Source organism: Microbulbifer mixtoriginis (SeqCode), assembly GCF_052467515.1.
Genome location: NZ_CP174314.1, coordinates 1375241 through 1391761 on the forward strand (window position 1 = coordinate 1375241; position 16521 = coordinate 1391761).

The 16521-nt window shown below is 51.2% G+C and carries 14 protein-coding genes; 5 read left to right on the forward strand and 9 right to left on the reverse strand.

Annotation, left to right across the window (positions count from 1 at the left end):
- The first annotated feature begins 94 nt into the window (after nucleotides 1-94).
- Nucleotides 95-817, forward strand: a complete 723-nt coding sequence (locus tag ACJJIT_RS05890) for an acyltransferase (RefSeq protein WP_444900286.1) — start codon at nucleotides 95-97, stop codon at nucleotides 815-817.
- Between the two features lie 44 nt (nucleotides 818-861).
- Nucleotides 862-1374 carry a shikimate kinase gene (locus tag ACJJIT_RS05895; RefSeq protein WP_444900287.1) on the forward strand — a complete coding sequence of 171 codons (513 nt, stop codon included), beginning with the start codon at nucleotides 862-864 and terminating at the stop codon, nucleotides 1372-1374.
- Nucleotides 1375-1433: 59 nt separating this feature from the next.
- Here ACJJIT_RS05895 and ACJJIT_RS05900 read toward each other — a convergent pair whose 3' ends face one another.
- The gene (locus tag ACJJIT_RS05900) at nucleotides 1434-1904 is read right to left on the reverse strand and encodes an Lrp/AsnC family transcriptional regulator (protein ID WP_152452743.1); all 471 of its coding nucleotides are present in this window, start codon (nucleotides 1902-1904) and stop codon (nucleotides 1434-1436) included.
- A gap of 277 nt (nucleotides 1905-2181) precedes the next feature.
- On the opposite strand from ACJJIT_RS05900, the gene ACJJIT_RS05905 reads away from it, so the two are divergent.
- Nucleotides 2182-5739 (forward strand): indolepyruvate ferredoxin oxidoreductase family protein, encoded by a 3558-nt coding sequence (locus ACJJIT_RS05905; protein ID WP_444900288.1) that lies wholly within the window; start codon nucleotides 2182-2184, stop codon nucleotides 5737-5739.
- A gap of 50 nt (nucleotides 5740-5789) precedes the next feature.
- Here ACJJIT_RS05905 and ACJJIT_RS05910 read toward each other — a convergent pair whose 3' ends face one another.
- Nucleotides 5790-7100: an OprO/OprP family phosphate-selective porin gene (locus ACJJIT_RS05910; RefSeq protein ID WP_444900289.1), complete on the reverse strand. Its 1311-nt coding sequence runs from the start codon at nucleotides 7098-7100 to the stop codon at nucleotides 5790-5792.
- 250 nt (nucleotides 7101-7350) lie between these two features.
- On the reverse strand, nucleotides 7351-8241 hold the full coding sequence (locus ACJJIT_RS05915) for a TraB/GumN family protein (RefSeq protein WP_444900290.1): 891 nt from the start codon (nucleotides 8239-8241) through the stop codon (nucleotides 7351-7353).
- Between the two features lie 186 nt (nucleotides 8242-8427).
- On the opposite strand from ACJJIT_RS05915, the gene ACJJIT_RS05920 reads away from it, so the two are divergent.
- Entirely contained in the window at nucleotides 8428-9555 is a 1128-nt protein-coding gene (locus ACJJIT_RS05920; protein WP_444900291.1) for a glycosyltransferase, read from the forward strand.
- A 6-nt stretch (nucleotides 9556-9561) separates the two neighbouring features.
- Here the strand turns inward: ACJJIT_RS05920 and ACJJIT_RS05925 are convergent, their stop codons facing one another.
- Entirely contained in the window at nucleotides 9562-10146 is a 585-nt protein-coding gene (locus ACJJIT_RS05925; RefSeq protein WP_444900292.1) for an acyloxyacyl hydrolase, read from the reverse strand.
- Nucleotides 10147-10293: 147 nt separating this feature from the next.
- Nucleotides 10294-11442: a sigma-70 family RNA polymerase sigma factor gene (locus tag ACJJIT_RS05930; RefSeq protein ID WP_252082396.1), complete on the reverse strand. Its 1149-nt coding sequence runs from the start codon at nucleotides 11440-11442 to the stop codon at nucleotides 10294-10296.
- A 794-nt stretch (nucleotides 11443-12236) separates the two neighbouring features.
- On the opposite strand from ACJJIT_RS05930, the gene ACJJIT_RS05935 reads away from it, so the two are divergent.
- Entirely contained in the window at nucleotides 12237-12545 is a 309-nt protein-coding gene (locus ACJJIT_RS05935; RefSeq protein ID WP_444900293.1) for a hypothetical protein, read from the forward strand.
- Nucleotides 12546-12608: 63 nt separating this feature from the next.
- Here ACJJIT_RS05935 and ACJJIT_RS05940 read toward each other — a convergent pair whose 3' ends face one another.
- The 4 genes from ACJJIT_RS05940 to ACJJIT_RS05955 form a co-directional block, all read right to left on the reverse strand.
- Nucleotides 12609-13367 (reverse strand): YciK family oxidoreductase, encoded by a 759-nt coding sequence (locus tag ACJJIT_RS05940; RefSeq protein ID WP_444889836.1) that lies wholly within the window; start codon nucleotides 13365-13367, stop codon nucleotides 12609-12611.
- Nucleotides 13368-13418: 51 nt separating this feature from the next.
- On the reverse strand, nucleotides 13419-14078 hold the full coding sequence (locus ACJJIT_RS05945) for an HAD family hydrolase (RefSeq protein WP_444900294.1): 660 nt from the start codon (nucleotides 14076-14078) through the stop codon (nucleotides 13419-13421).
- A 12-nt stretch (nucleotides 14079-14090) separates the two neighbouring features.
- Nucleotides 14091-14792, reverse strand: a complete 702-nt coding sequence (gene ubiG / locus ACJJIT_RS05950) for a bifunctional 2-polyprenyl-6-hydroxyphenol methylase/3-demethylubiquinol 3-O-methyltransferase UbiG (protein ID WP_444900295.1) — start codon at nucleotides 14790-14792, stop codon at nucleotides 14091-14093.
- Between the two features lie 239 nt (nucleotides 14793-15031).
- Nucleotides 15032-16357 carry a TRZ/ATZ family hydrolase gene (locus ACJJIT_RS05955; RefSeq protein WP_444900897.1) on the reverse strand — a complete coding sequence of 442 codons (1326 nt, stop codon included), beginning with the start codon at nucleotides 16355-16357 and terminating at the stop codon, nucleotides 15032-15034.
- Between the last annotated feature and the right edge of the window lie 164 nt (nucleotides 16358-16521).

Here is a 16521-nt window from a genome sequence, read left to right on the forward strand (position 1 = left end):
CTATTTTACTTGGCCCAAACACTAAACCGGCGCTTGCACAAAAGCAATTGCGATTTTTTGTGGGCAGTTTGCCCCATCAAGTAGATATTTAATTATGCGCAAGGATCATAGGCCTTATTGGTTAAAGCGCCTGCAGTTGCGTTGGCGCAATTGGCGCACGCACTATTTTTTACTTCCTCAATTTGATGCGGTAGGTGTTGACCCTGAGGTGATGGACCCTTCTTCAGTACATGTTTTTGGAGGGAATGTTCGCCTGGGTAATTATCCCCATTTAATTTCTAATGCGGAAAAGTGCATTCGCTTTACTACCTTTGGGCACAAGGGGCGCGAGGCTTTTATTACCATTGGGAACTATGTGCTGATTTCTCCCGGAGTGCGGATATCGGCTGCGCAGTCCATAGAAATTGGCGATGCCTGTATGATCGCCGCTAATGTTTATATTTCTGATTCCGATTGGCATGGCCTCTATAATCGTACCAGGCCTTTTCGTTGCACTGCGCCGGTGCGTCTTGGGAATAATGTTTGGATTGGCGATAGTGCGACTATTTGTAAAGGCGTAAGCATTGGTGATAATTCCGTTGTCGGCGCGGGTAGTGTGGTCACCAAGGATGTGCCAGCCAATACAGTGGTAGCAGGGAATCCAGCCAAGCCGATAAAAACCATTAGCCCCAAACGGAGAATGATTACCCGCGAGGCGCTTTTTGCCGATGCTTTCCGCCAGGCTCACAATATGGATGAGCTGGATAAATATATGCTGCAAGGTAATAGCCTATTTGGCTGGCTGCGCGCTGTATTTTTCCCTCGCCGCGGCGATTAACGTTGATCACTGCTTCGCTCTGATTTTTGCGAACAGGTAAAAAGATGAAAAAAAGAAAAAGTATTGTTCTGATTGGCATGCCGGGTGCAGGTAAAAGTACTTTGGGTGTGTTGCTGGCCAAAGAGCTGGCCCTGGATTTTGTTGATACAGATGTTTTGATTCAGGCGCGGGAGGGGAAAACACTACAGGAAATTATGGCGGACAGTGACTACCTCAATTTACGGGCTATAGAGGGGGAGGTCATAGCCGCAGCGCAGCTGCCCAAGCATGTGGTTTCCACTGGGGGGAGCGCGGTCTACAGTGCTGAGGGAATGGCTAATCTGCGTGCGCAGGGCACAGTCGTGTTTTTGGAATGTTCCGCAGATGAACTTCGCCGGAGAATCCACAATTATGAAAGTCGTGGGATAGCCAAAGCACCGGAGCAAAGTTTTGAAAGTTTATTTGAGGAGCGCCAGATCCTCTACCGCAAATATGCGGATATTACTTTGTGCTGTGATGGTTTGAATCTGCAACAGGCATTGGATCAATTAATGCAAAAGCTGCGGGCGTTGGCTTGATAGGTTTTTTGAGCCCCATATACTATGGGGCTCTGGTATTGCCTCTGCCTCTTATTCTGCTAGAGCGGCAACTGAGTGGTATATTTCACTTGTTTAAGGGCGAAGGTGGAATTCACCGAGGCGACATTGGGCAGGTGCACCAGTGAGCGTTTTAACAGTTGCTCGTAATGCTCAACACTGTCCACTACTACACGTAGAACATAGTCCTTGTCGCCACTGGTTGAATAGCATTCGACCACTTCCTGAACATCCTGTACCGCAGTCTCGAAATTATTCAGGGACTCTTCATCGTGGTTGTGGATGGTCACGTAACAATATACTGTGACTCCCAGGTCCAATTTACGCGGGTCCAGCAGGGTGACTCGGCCGCGAATAATACCCTCTGCCTCCAGCCTTTTGATACGGCGCCAGCAGGGGGTGTGGGAAAGACCGACTTTGTCTCCGAGCTCCGCCATGGAATAATCGGCGTTCTCCTGCAGCGCTCGCAGAATCTTGCGGTCGAAATCATCCAGGTCTGTCGAACGCTTCATAAAGACTCCTATCCTATAAAAAATTGCTCGATCGAGATTTTCATCACAAATTTACGCACATTTACGTAAATAAAGCAATGCTCTGTTGCGCTTAACGCACTAGTATGACCTGACCAATCCGTTTCAGCCTGAGCGCTTTTTGTGATTACCCGCCAGAGAGTTTTGCAGGGTGCCGAAAAATTGATCAGCTAACTACCGAGACGGAGCAATTCGGAAGAATAATGACTTATAGCTCGAACTGGGTTTCGAGAAGAATAAATGACCGGAAACTAGGTGTATGACTGAAAAAGTAGCCAGTCCCCAGCGCGCGGTGGACTCCCAGGGGAAAAAACAAATCTCACTGGATGATCGCTTTACCACCCTCAAAGGCCGTGTGCTTCTTTCGGGGATCCAGGCGCTGGTGCGTCTGCCCATTGACCAGATGCGGATGGACCAAGCTCGCGGTTTAAATACCGCAACTTTTATCTCCGGTTACCGCGGCTCTCCCCTCGGTGGTTATGACTTGCAGCTCTCAAGGGCCAAAAAGTTACTGGATCAGCACAATATTCGATTCCAGCCGGGCGTGAATGAGGAGCTGGCCGCGACGGCCGTGTGGGGCTCCCAGCAGGTTGGCCTATTCGATGGCGCTCAAGTCGATGGCGTTTGTGGTATCTGGTATGGCAAGACTCCGGGCGTGGATCGCTCATGTGATGCCTTCCGTCACGCCAATGCTGCGGGTTCCTCGCCAAAGGGTGGTGCTCTTATTGTCGCTGGGGATGATCACGGCTGTAAGTCCTCTTCCTACCCGGGGCAGTCGGAATTTGCTTTCGTGGATATGCATCTTCCAGTCTTGAATCCTGCAACTGTGCAGGAGGTCTTGGATTACGGCCACTATGGCCTGGAGTTGTCCCGTTTCAGTGGCTGCTGGGTGGCAATGATCACTCTGGCAGAGAATATGGATAGTTCTGCTACCGTGGAAGTCGATCCCCAGCGGGTGCAGTTCAATTATCCTGAGATCGAGCGCCCCGCAGGTGGCCTGAATATCCGCAAGCAGGATAACCCCCTCGAACAGGAAGAGCGCCTGTGGCGCTATAAGCGCCCGGCGGCTCTGGCCTTTGCTCGGGCGAACAAGCTGAACAAGGTAGTGCTGGAAAACTCTAATGCCACTCTTGGTATCGTCACTACCGGTAAGGCTCACCTGGACTTGATGCAGGCCTTCGAGGACATGGGGATTAATGAGGAAAAAGCCCGTCAATTGGGCATTCGTATCCTCAAAGTGGGGATGACCTATCCCCTCGATGTACCTGGAATTCAGGAGTTTGCCCGCGGCTTAGATACTCTACTGGTGCTGGAGGAGAAGCGTAGTCTGATGGAGGTGCAGCTGAAAGAGGAGCTGTACAACGTCCATCTCAAAGACCCCAATTTCCCGCGTATTCTCGGGAAAGTAGATGAACACGATCAACCGCTGATGCCCGCCTATGGTGAGCTATCTCCGGCCATTATTTCCCAGGTGCTTGGTCTGATTTTGGATCAGGATAAGCTGGGTGAACGCGGGCGACATCGCTTGATGCGCCTTAATGCCCTGGCCCAGCGCATCGCGCAACAGGCGGGTTCCAATGTTTCTCGCCTACCCATGTTTTGTGCCGGCTGCCCGCACAACCGTTCCACCAAAGTGCCTGAGGGCAGTCGCGCCCTTGCCGGAATCGGCTGCCACTATATGGCCCAGTGGCTGGACCGTGAGACGTTCACCTTTACTCAAATGGGCGCCGAAGGAGTCAACTGGGTGGGGCAGGCGCCTTTCACCGATGAAAAGCATGTATTTGTGAACCTGGGGGATGGTACTTATTTCCACTCGGGGGTCCTCGCAATTCGCGCTTCTGTCGCCGCTAAGGTAAATATCACCTACAAAATCCTGTTCAACGATGCCGTCGCCATGACAGGTGGCCAGCCTCATGATGGAGAGTTGGCGCCGGATATGATTTGCCGCCAAGTGCTGGCCGAGGGTGTGCAGAAGGTTGTTCTGGTGATGGACAACCCAGACAAATATCAGGGCGCCCTGAGCTTCCCTTCCGAGGTAGAGATTCTCCATCGGGATTATATGCCGGCGGTCATGGAGGAGTTGCGTGAGGTGGAAGGGTGTACGGTCATTATTTACGACCAGACCTGTGCTACTGAATTGCGCCGTAAGCGCAAGCGCGGCTTACTACCCCAGGCTGAGGGGCGCCCCTTTATTAATGAGTTGGTGTGTGAAGGCTGTGGCGACTGTGTGCAGCAATCCAGCTGTATTGCCGTGGAAAAGGTTTCTACCGCTTTGGGGGACAAGCGCCGTGTTAACCAGACCGGTTGTAATCAGGATCTCTCCTGTATCAATGGCTTCTGTCCCTCGTTTGTGACGGTAAAAGGTGGGCGCTTGGCTAAAGGTGCGGGCGTTGGCGATGTCTTGCGCACAGAGGCAGAAAAGCTGCCTGCACCAAAGCTGCCGGGTCTGGATGAGCCCTTTAATTTCCTGGTGACAGGAGTGGGTGGTACCGGGGTGGTGACTATTGGTGCTCTGTTGGCGATGGCGGCCCATATAGAAGGCAAAGCCTGCAGTACCCTGGATCAGACCGGCCTCGCGCAAAAAGGCGGCGCGGTGTATTCCCATATTCGTTTTGCAGCCCACCCAGAAGCATTGCAAGCGGTGCGAATCTCCGATGGTCGCGCCGATGCACTGATGGCCTGTGATTTGATCGCTGCGGGAAATCTCGCCGCCTGTTTGGCCAAGCTGGATGAAACCCACAGTCGTGCGGTGGTGAATACCCACCTGAGCCCCACCGCTGCCACCGTTTTGGGGCGTGAGGATGCTCACTCTCCGCAAGCCGTTCTCGATACCCTAAGTAACGCGGTTAACGCGCTGGATTCTGTTGAGGCCCACCGTCTGACCAAATCTGCACTTGGAGATACTCTGGCGGCCAATATATTTATGTTGGGCTTTGCTTGGCAAAAAGGCCTATTGCCACTTTCCCAGGCGTCGCTGTTGCAGGCAATTGAGCTGAATGGCGTGGCAGTGGAGGGCAATCTGCAGGGCTTTGCTGCCGGGCGTCTTGCTGCCGCAGACCGCAAAGCTCTAAACCGGTTGCTTGCTCACGATCGAGCGCCTGTACAGCTACCCAAAGGTCTGGATGAAATTGTTGCCCACCGGGTTGAGCATCTGACTGGCTATCAAAATGTAGAGTTGGCTAAACGCTACCAAGTTTTGGTGGATAAAGTTAAAGCGGCGGAAACCCTTAAGGTACCAGGGCGCCAAGCGGTCGCCGAGGTGGTGGCGCAAAATTATGCCAAGCTACTTGCTTACAAGGATGAGTATGAGGTTGCGCGCCTCTACACTGATGGGCGCTTTACTCAATCCTTGCAGGAGAATTTTAGCGGAGACTTTGTCCTCGAATTCAACTTGGCGCCGCCATTACTGGCCCGTTTCGACAAAGTGTTGGGGCGTCCTCGCAAAATGAAGTTTGGTGGTTGGATGCACAAAGCATTCGGAGCCTTGGCCAAATTAAAGTTCTTGCGCGGTACTGCTCTGGATATTTTCGGCTATACCGCTGAGCGACGTATGGAGCGGTCTTTAATCACTGAGTATGAGCAATTGGTTGAGAAAGTGGTGGGGCAGTTGAACGAACAAAACCACCAGGCGGCTATTGAATTGCTCAGTTATCCTGAGGTTATTAAAGGTTACGGGCAGATCAAAGAGGCTAATGTATTGGAGGCGCAACGCCAGAGAGAGCAGGCGCTAAGTCGTTTTGAGAATCCTGTTGGTAAAACCGGCCAAGCTAGAGAGGTTGAAATTTTCGACCCCACCAAAGCTCAGCAAGTGGGCTAACGCTCCGCTCCTACTAAAGCCCCGGTGGGTTTTCACCGGGGTTGTTCTGCTTACCAGAACCCCTGCATACGAATAGCAAGCTGCTTGGTTTGATCGCCGGTAAATTTATCATCCCCGAGAGTCACGTTCAGCATCAGGCGCACTTTGGGATTAAAATAGTAATTAAACCCAAAAACAAAATTACTTACCTTCATGCCGGGAATATCCCGGTTTTCGATGGTATCGTAGCGTGCGGTAATCTCGAAGGCGCTCTCTGGTGGAGTAGGTTTGATAGATCTGAAAACTCCACTTTTCTCATCATAGGGTTTGTGCTGGCCAGTGATCGCCCAACTTCCCACGATATACCAAGTGCGTACATCTTGGTCTCCGATAAAACAACCGGTATATGGGTCACAAAAAAAACGAGGCGGCGCACCAAAGAACTCAAAAAATGTAAATTCGGATAAATAGAAATCTCCGGAAAAATTCCCAAGAGCGTATTCAGACTGGGCGTAAAAAGGCCCATAGGCGCCAGCGAGTTCTAATCCCAGAATCCACACATCTCCACCAGGGTCGCCCTGATAAAATTCATCATCGCCAAAATCACCGAAGAAAAATTCACCACCACCGGGGCTCAGTGCAACCAGTTGTTCTGGGCCGCGACGCCCTGCGTATTCGACTAGTGCCTCGCGCGGTGGCGTGTCTTCATTGGCGTCTTCATAGCTGAATGAAGCGCCCAGATGTACAGTACTGTCGAAGTTACTGATTGGGGCCCAGGTAAATCGGGTGGCGGCACCAATACCCTCGTTGCGTGGATCACCGGGGTTGCGCAGATTAAAAAGGGTGACCCCATAGGTATGACAGCACCAATGGGTATGCCAGCCAATTCCCTGTTGCCTGCCGCGGTTGTCGTAAATACCAGCGGATGAGGCAAAGGATCTCTCCATCATGGTGATTTGATTGGAGGAAGTGAGTTGGTTCATCGAGCGGCTGGGTTTAAAGTTTCCTATGCGGAGACTACCATCAAAGACTTTAGTGCCCAGGTATACAGTCCTTAATCCTCCTGTTCCAGAGGAGGCAAAGTCTCTTTCCAGTTCGTATTCCCATTTCCACAATTTTCCTCGCATTTTTAGTCGTACTCGACGAAAATCTGTAGTGTTTACGGGTTCTTCAAGTTCTGTATCAAACAAGATGGTGTCATAGTAGTTTTTATCTTTGTCAAAAAAATATGTGTCAAAGTGAATGCGGCCGCCGAGTTCTGCAGAAAAATTTTCATCCTTGGACGTAATTTTTAGCCCCCCTTCAGTTTTGGCCTTATCAGCAGTGGCGAAGGGAGATAAAAGTACACAGGTTAGGGCGAAATACAGGGCGTAGTATTTCATGCAGTGTCCTTAGAGGCGGCTGTATCTTTAGCTGCGTATTGTTGCAGTTTAGCAAGTTGGCTTGATGATTTTTCGGTTTTCTGGGGTAGGGTTTACTTATAAAGAGAAGGTCTTGGGGTATGGCCGAGTTAGGGGTGGGTGTTCTTAAGTAAGCCCGTGAAACACCTGCAGCTGTGTATACTTCTACAAGTGTTTCTTGGGTGGAAATGAAGCGGGTTGTAGCTCGATTGTTTTCCTGATAGGTGAAAGTTTAGATGCGCTCCAGCTTATAGCCTTTTTGCTTCATCAGCTCAGCAATGCTGCCTTGGCCGACTAAATGGCCGGCGCCGACAACAACAAAGAGTTTCTGATACTTCGGCGCTTTTAAGATTATTTTGTTCGCCATTTTCTCGTTGCGCTGAAAAAACAATTTCTCATAAAGCGGCTGATACTCGGGATTTTCTTCAAGGCCATCGAGAATAATCAGGCGATTGAGAGCTTTGTCGTCTCCGGCTTTCCATGCACTGGTGAGCTTTGGCAAAAAGGTAGAGATATCTTCCAGCTGCTCAAGCGTCTGCTGGAGTAAAAGGGCGGGATTATCCAGGCCATTTAATAGCTGGAATTGCTGCAGGACCCCCTCCAGCTCCAATACCGGTTTGCCGTCCTTTTTAGCCTTACTTAGGAAGTGGCGATCGATACCCAGTTCCGGGTTGAGACCCTGGGCCTGCATTTCGATCATACTCATGGAAATCATGGCGATGGCTGGGCGCTGGCGAATAAACATAGCCTCCGGCATGTTGCGTTTGTGCATCCAGGCTTGTAATTTCTTGTACAAATCTGCAGGGAGGTCATCACGCAGGCTGCGTTCTCCCTGATAAACAGACTCCATCATAATTTTCTGCTGTATCAACATATCGCTTTCGGCGGCGAGGATATCAGCTTCAACAGCAACGGCATCACTTTGGGCATAGGCACGCTCTATCTGGGAGCGCATTGGGTAATAGTCTTCTGTGGCCAGGTGGATAGATCCCAGCAGGTAGACAGTTTTATCCTCCTTGGTGGCTTTCCAGAAAATACCTTGATCTGTTTCGGCTGCAGAGGCTGTGCCAACAAATAATATAAGAACAAGAGCGATTGACCGTGTGAAGTAGCGTTGGAACATTACTTTTCCCTGAATGTGTTGAGGCGAATCATGTTAGCACTCGAGAAGCCCGTCTGATACCAAGTGACTGCGTAGGTAAATTGGCCTTGCCAGAGGGGTTTGTTGCAAATCTGTGTGGAATCTACTGGGAAATTACTTCTGTGAGGGTCAAAATACTCTCTTTGTTCCACTTTTGCGGTAGATGTTTTGAGAATTGTACAAATCTGGCCTGAATTGGAGCCTGGAGATAGAGGTAAGGCTGCGCTGGATTTCATTCAGGAGTTGGCTCGGCAGGACGCAAAACCAATTGTGATCTCAGCCGGGGGGGCCTTGGTAGCGCGCCTCGAACTGCATGATGTCCAACATATCCCATTGCCTTTGAACAAGAAGCCTTTTTGGGCTATGGCCCTTGTGCGCCGCTTACGCAGTGTCCTACAGAATTTAAATGCCGATGTGGTCCATGTCCATGGGCGTTTAACCGCCCAGGTGGTCTGGCGAGCTTGGGATGGTATGGATGTCAATACACGCCCCAGTTTGGTCACTCATGTCGATGGTTATTATTCGCCCAGTCGAAGGGATGTAGGGTTGGTTTCCGGGCCATGTGTGATCGCATCATCCGATGGAATTGCCAGCCACCTGAAAGCGCATCTTGGGGAAAAATTGGTTAATCCTACCCATATCGTGCACTGGGGCATTAGCTCTCGGGAGTTCGATCGCAGTAAACCTGTATCAGGCCAATGGCATCTGCGTTTCCTGAATAGCTATCCGCAACTGGAGGGAAAAAATTGGTGGCTGTATTCGGGCCCCTTGTCTGAAAAGGGTGAGCTGAAGGTGTTTTTGCACGCTCTGGCACGGGCCGTAACTAGCCGGGAGGATTTATTGGGGTTGGTGGTAGGGGCATCAAAGGGTGGTGATTTACACCATATCCGCAAGTTGGAGCAACTGGCTCAAGAGTTGGGGCTGGAAGGGAAAGTACTTTTTCTGGGAGAGAGAAAGGATTTACGGGAGCTCTATGCCTCCTCTCAATTGACTTTCAGTTTGGCCAGCCCTGGTGAGCCTAGCGGCCAAAGTGCTATGCAGGCTTTGGCGATGGGGTGTTCTGTGGTTGCCTATAAAGATACTTGTGCTGGAGAGGTACTGGAAGGCTGCTTCCCAAAGGGAGTTGTTGAGCGGGGAGATTCGCAAGCTTTATGTGATGTGGGTCTGGCTTTAATGGAGCAGCAGGATAAAGTGGAGTTAAATGGTTTTTTTCATGAAGAAATCGTTAAAAAGACCATAAATATCTATCGGGATTTAGTTGGCTCTTCCATCCGGGCAGAGGCTGATTATGTTTGAGGTTGATTAAAAATTAAAGTGCCCATTAAATGAGGCAAAATCAAAACCGGGATTGGGGATATTCGTATAGGCATTGGAAAAGTGGCTATAGCGCAGCGATAGTGTATGGCCGCTACTGAAGCGATAGCCCAGAGCAAAATGTAAGGCAAAATTTACCTTGGTGCTGAGTCGAATATCACCAAACTCCTGCTGGCTTAAATAAGAAGCGCCGACACCCGCCTCGCCAAAGCTACCGAGGGGTTCACTGCGCGGATACCAACGCAGCACCGGTTTGATTTCAAGAATATTTTGCTGTTGGGTTTTATTGAGGTGTTCCAGGCGGATATAGGAATAACTGCCTTGTACCCACCACTGCCAGGAATTATTGGCATTGTTGAAAGAGGTGAACAGGTAGGAATAGTTGATACCGCCTACTTTGGCGGCTGAAATCGAGTCTCTCTGCATCAGGACATTTCCTAGCCCCTTTCCTGCGCTGATAATAATTTCCTGCTCGGCGATAGTGGCAGGGGCTCCGGGGAGAATCCAGGCGAGCAAAAGTGTACAGCCCAATGCTGTGTTGCCGCTTACACCATTTTTGGAATATTTACGCATGGGTTGTGAGGATCATAGTTGCAAGAGCTGTAACTAAGACTAGTGGGAAAGTGATTGAAGGCAAGCACGCTACCTATCGACCGCCACCGGCTTCCTCAAGTTTGGCAGGGGCTGAGATCAGCCCCAGGCCGCGGAGTTTTTGGACGGTTATCGCCACTGACGTTTCAGTTGACGAATGGCATCGGAGTGCAGTTGGCGGGCGCGTTCCTGACTGAGCCCAAGCTGTTCGCCGATAACTCTGAAAGAGCAATCCTTGTCTGAAATCAGTCCATAGCGCAGGTTCAATACCGTCCTTTGCCTAGCTGGCAGGCGGTCGACAGCTTCGCGTAGTCGCTCTGCCAGCTCTTGGTTGGTGACCAATTCATCGGTATTGTAAAGTTCGTCGGCGGGAGCGTAATCCAAGCGGGTACTGCTCTGGTCGTCTGCGACAGGGTCGTCCAGTGAGCCTGTTGGGCCGGGTAGCTTGAGCAAGCTTTGAATTCGTTCCAGGTCAAGCCCCGTGTGCCTGGCTAGATTTTCATCGGATGCGGGCTGGCCTAATGCGCGTACCTCGCCGATGGCACGGTAAATTGTGCGTAAGTCATCCTGCACATTGGCTGGCTGGCGAACCAAGTCTTCATTGCGCCGCATAGCCAGTTGTATTTCCTGCTGAATCCACCAGTAGGCGTAGGTTGAAAATCGGTAGCCCATTTGCGGCTTGAAGCGCTCTATGGCCTTCATTAAGCCGACGTTCCCCTCCTGAATCAGATCAATAAAAGGGACCGAGGGATTGCGAAAGCGCTTGGCAATAGCGATTACCAGGCGTAAATTGCACTGAATCAGCTTTTTTCTTTGTTCCTGAAAGCGTCTCAGAAGCCCACCGAGTTTGCTTCTTTCTCGTCGGGTGAGTTCTTCGAGTGACAGTAACATCTCCGTGCGAGCAATTATCAGGCCGTGGTCATAGGCACCGGTACTCCCCCGCTGCTCCACGCCTTCACTACGCAATTGCACAAGCTCGGTTCCGCACTGCTGTAATTTCTCAATTAGGGTATCTTCGAGATCCCGTAGTAGGCAGGTGGTGCTGTGTTCCTCCTCGGGGGTAAGCAGCTCAAGTCTGTACAGGTGCTTGAGATAGCTTTGCATTGGGGTGCTGCCACTTTCGCTGAGCGATTCCCCAACTGAATGGATCTCTTCGATATCGGGTTCGGCATCTTCTGCCTGACCGCGATTTTCCGCATTGGAGCAGGAATCGGAGAGGGCGTTGTCTGTATCCTTCAGCCAGTCTTCATCCCTTGAGTAAAAGTTTTCTCGGGACAAGTGCTTAAACCTTCTGTTGACTGCGTGAACGATATGCTTTGTTCAGTCTCTCCAGGCGCTCTTGGCGCCCTTTTCACCTTAACGATAGATGAAAGTTGAATTTTGCGCCCAATAAAGGCTGACTGATGGGTTTTTGTGGGAGGGGCTGGGCGCAGCAAACGTCTAGTTAATAAAAGATAAATTACTTTAGGCGCTTAACTCGCATTTTCTTTCCGCCATTGGCGGGTATCATAAAAAAGGATCCAATCATCGCGCGTTCTACGATAACGAGATCGCCGGCCTTCCAGAATACACGCCCTGTATCATTTTGCTTCCAGATCTGGCTGTTCTCCAGATTGAGAATCCTTCTATTATGGGTGCCCTCTTGAATCACATCGATTCTCGCCTCTACAGGCTCTGGAGCTTCTTTGATTTGCTTTAACTCCTGGCCAAAATCTTGTTCGGCTTGCTTCTCAATGGAGCTGCTTTCCTAGTGAATCTGTATAAACACCGGGGTAAGAATCGTTAAAAGGGAGATTAGAAAAATTTGAGTCAAGACTATTTATTACGTTTTTGCTGGTTGTTGGCTTTAATTTGCCTGAGCACCTGGCAATGGACAATTGGATTTGTGCGTCTCAGCACGCTTTTAGTGGAACCTACATGGAAAAATACCCTTGATTAAGACGGGTCATCCTGACGTTCTTCAGTGTTTAGGTGGGCTCGTCTGTAATAGCAGCCTTGTCTTAGGGGATTTTCGAGTGCTTAGCTATTAGTTGGGTTAAAAATATAGGCAAAAACTATCCAGGAGCGGAAAAATGAAAAGTCTTATCACTCCCGCAGTTTTATTGGCCACACTAGGCTGTCTCAGTTTGGAGGGGTTGCGACTCTTTTTTGCAGGGGAGGCCTTTGCCGCGACGAGCGTTGTTACTTTGTCTCAGGAGCAGCAGGGTAAAAACATAGAGCAAAACTTTTCTGGAAATGGTGCTCGGAAGGGTGAAATGCTCGATGGCAGTGAGATGTTGGAATTTGAAGGGGATATCTTTGCCGATGTGCCTGAGCATGCGGCAACCGATAAGGGTGTCGGGCAGAGAGATTCATTGGGAGAGAAATCCCCAAGTAAGTAATGCAAGGGTATCCTTCTTAGTAAAAAACCGGGTTTTACCCGGTTTTTTACTATTTACATGGGTTCAGCGTTTTTGAGCGCTAAAGTGTTTGCCGCTTTGACTGCGGCTGTCATCGCCCATTAAGTAGAGGTAGGTGGGCATAATTTCTTCTGGTGCCGCCACAGACTTGGGGTTTTCTGCCGGATAGGCTGTTGCGCGCATTGGGGTGCGAGTTGCGCCTGGGTTGAGGCTATTCACCCGTACATTGGATACACCATCCAATTCATCGGCCAATACCTGCATAAGGCCTTCTGTTGCGAACTTTGATACAGAGTAGGCACCCCAATAAGCCCTTCCCTTTAGGCCTACGCTGGAACTGGTGAATACCACTGATCCGGCTTCGGATTTTTCTAGTAATGGCAGTAGTGTTTTGGTGAGCCCAAATACGGCATTAACATTGACCTGCATAACCTGTTGCCAGGCGGAGAAATTGTAATTTGCCAGAGGGGTGCGCTGCCCGAGGAGGCTGGCATTGTGAAGTAGCCCATCGAGACGGCCAAACTCCTGTTCAATGGCCTCGGCAAAACTTTCAAAGTGCTCTATTTTGGCTTCATTGAGGTCCATTGGGAAAATGGCCGGCTGCGGTCCTCCTGCGGCCTCAATCTCGTCATAGACCATTTCGAGTTTTGGAGTGGTGCGTCCCAGTAAGATTACAGTGGCTCCGTGTGCGGCGAAAGTCTTTGCTGCAACTTTGCCAATACCGTCACCAGCGCCGGTAACAAGTATGATTTTATCTTTTAGTAGGTTTGATGGAGCGACATAGTCGCCGGCATATTCAGACATGAAACATCCTGATGCTGGCGCCCAGCATCGGGCCGGGCATGGTTTCGAAGGTTAAATATAATGTTGCTGGAGTAGGGGCCAGATTTCATCCACTGAGCTGACCAGGTGATCGGCACCCCAGTTAGCGGGATCGTCGGAGGCATCAATATATCCGTATGCGCAAGCAATGGTGGGCATGCCCGCACGCTGGCCAGCAATGATATCTCGCTGATGATCCCCTATATAAACGGCATCCGTTGGAGTGCAGCCTATTTTGCTGCAGGCGAGCAGTATGGCTTCAGGGTCCGGCTTGGACTTGCTCACATGATCCGGGCAAATCACAGTGGAGGCTGGCGGCAGGTGTTCGAATGCTCGCATAAGGGGCACAGTAAACGCTTCGGGCTTGTTGGTAACGATACCCCAGGGGATTTCATTTTGTGCCAGCGTATCAAGCAGTGGCTCTATGCCGGGAAAAGGTACGGTCTGCTCTGCGAGGTGTGCCAGGTAAAGATCCAGTAGGCGCTGCAAAAGGCTGGAAAATTCAGGATCGCCTTCCTGCTTGCCAAACCCCAGGGTGACCAGTGCTCGCGAGCCGCTAGAGACGGTGCCACGGATAACCTGATCGGGCAGGGGAGGGAGTTGCTCCTGGTGGCGCAACTGATTGAGCACGACAATAAAGTCTGGTGCGGTGTCGAGGAGTGTGCCATCCAGATCAAATAAAACTGCTTTCATTCTATGGTTCGCTTATTCGGGTTTGCTGGCATACATCAGGTAATTGACGTCGACGTCGCGGGGGTTCAGTTTATAGGTGCGAGATACCGGGTTGTAGGTCATGCCGGTGATATCGCGTAACTCCAGATCCGCCTCGCGCAGCCAGGCACCCATTTCCGAAGGTCGGATAAATTTGCTGTATTCGTGGGTGCCTTTGGGTAGTAAGCGTAGGATATATTCCGCTCCCACCACCCCGAAAAGCCAGCCTTTAGGGGTGCGGTTGATCGTCGAAAAAAACAGGTGCCCGCCGGGTTTGACCAAGTTGGCACAGGCGCGGATTACCGAGGCAGGATCGGGTACATGCTCGAGCATTTCCAGGCAGGTGACAACGTCGTAACTTCCAGGGGCTTCCTCGGCAAGTGCTTCCACTGTAATACGTCGATAATCTACCGATACGCCACTTTCCAGGGCGTGTAGCTTGGCGACATTGAGAGGGGCTTCGCCCATATCAATACCGGTTACCGTCGCGCCTCGCTGAGCCATTGCCTCGGCTAGAATGCCACCGCCACAACCGACATCCAACAGTTTTTTACCAGCCACCGAGGCGTATCTATCGATATAATTAGCACGCAATGGGTTAATTTCGTGAAGGGGTTTAAATTCACCTTCTTTGTCCCACCAGCGGCTGGCGAGTTGTTCGAATTTGGCGATTTCCGCGGGATCTACATTACTCATGAAATTCTCTGCATACTCCGTCGCTATCAACCCGCAAATAAATTTGTGCCGGGTTAGTTCAGCACTGAGGTGCTGTCGCCGGCTATTAGCCGGTCCTAGTCCGCGAATACGAGGAGGTCGAATGACTACTTCCGTACTTCACGGGCGGCAATAAATGACGAAGAGAGTCAATTTAAATGCCCGGTTAATCGTTAATTACTGGCTGCTTATAGCAGTTGAATTACCGTAACCAATTACGCCTAGCGTGAATGGCCGGCGATTCTATCACGCCATAATTGCGCCCGCTGGATTACCTCTGCTTCATTCAAGGTCAACAGCTGGCGTTCCTCCAGCAGTTGTTTGCCGGCAACCCAGACATCGCTGACATTGTGCCCACCGCTGGCATAAATTAACTGTGATACAGGGTCATGCACTGGTTGCTGTTCGAGGCCGGATAGATCGATCGCGGCAATATCGGCGCTCTTGCCGATTTCCAGGCTGCCAGTCTTCTCTTCAATTCCCAGGGCGCGGGCACCATTGATGGTGGCCATCGCCAGTGCCTGGTGAGCGGGAAGCGCAGTGGCCTTGCCGCTTACGGCTTTGGCGAGCAGGGCGGCGGTACTGGCCTCGGCAAAAAGGTCCTGACTATTGTTACTCGCGGCTCCATCGGTGCCCAGTGATACATTGATACCGGCGTCGAGCATCTCGACCGTGGGGCAGAAGCCGGAGGCCAGTTTGAGGTTGGAGGATGGGCAATGGGCCACATGCGCACCACTGGTTTTTAACAACTCTATGTCCCGTTCATTGGTTGCTACCATGTGCACACAGAGCGTTTGTGGGCTCATCAGGCCTAGCCGCTGTAGTCGTTCGGTGGGGCGTTCACCATTTTGTTTCAACGCAGTTTCCACTTCTTGGTAAGTCTCATGCAGATGGATCTGCACGGGAATTTGCGCCTCGGCGGAACACACGGCGATTTTTTCCAGGGTCTGATCGCCAACTGTATAAGGGGCGTGTGGTGCAAACATCACCTCAATGCGTTCATGGGCGCGGTAGTTGTCGCGCAGTGCCAAGCCTTTGTGCAAGGCCTCTTCGGCGTGGCGGCTCCAAGGGGTGGGTACGTCTAATATCGGGAAGGCGATGTGAGCGCGGATGCCGGTTTCCCGAGCGGCGATTGCTACGGCTTCTGGGTAGAAGTACTGATCTGAGAAGGTGGTAGTGCCCGAGCGCAACATTTCAGCAATAGCGTGGCGGCTGCCATCTGCGACAAACTCCGGCCCCACCCAGCGTTGTTCCGCTGGCCAGATATGTTTCTCCAGCCACTCCTTGAGGGGGCGGTCATCAGCATAACCCCGCAATAGTGTCATGGGCGCGTGATTGTGAGTATTGATCAGTCCGGGAATCAGGGCGTGATGTCCAAGTTCTACTTCCCGCTTTGCTTTAAAGCGTATCTTGGCTTCTGCCGATGGCATCAGAGCGGTAATTTGTCCGCCTTCAACAGCGAGTGAGCAGTTCTCGTACACTTTTTGTTCGGGGACTACCGGAATAATCCAGCGCGCATGAATCAGGGTATCTATTGCTTGGGGCATGGGAGGTAAGTGGCGACGGTTAAGATAGGGATTTACTTTAGCGGCAGAGTCTGCCCGCGGCAACAGCTGTAGGCGAGGCTCGGAAGTGCGTGGGGACTGCCATCCAAAGGCGTCAAACTGTGCTAGAATCGCCCGCTTATCCGGGCTCAGTATCCATGCCCGCG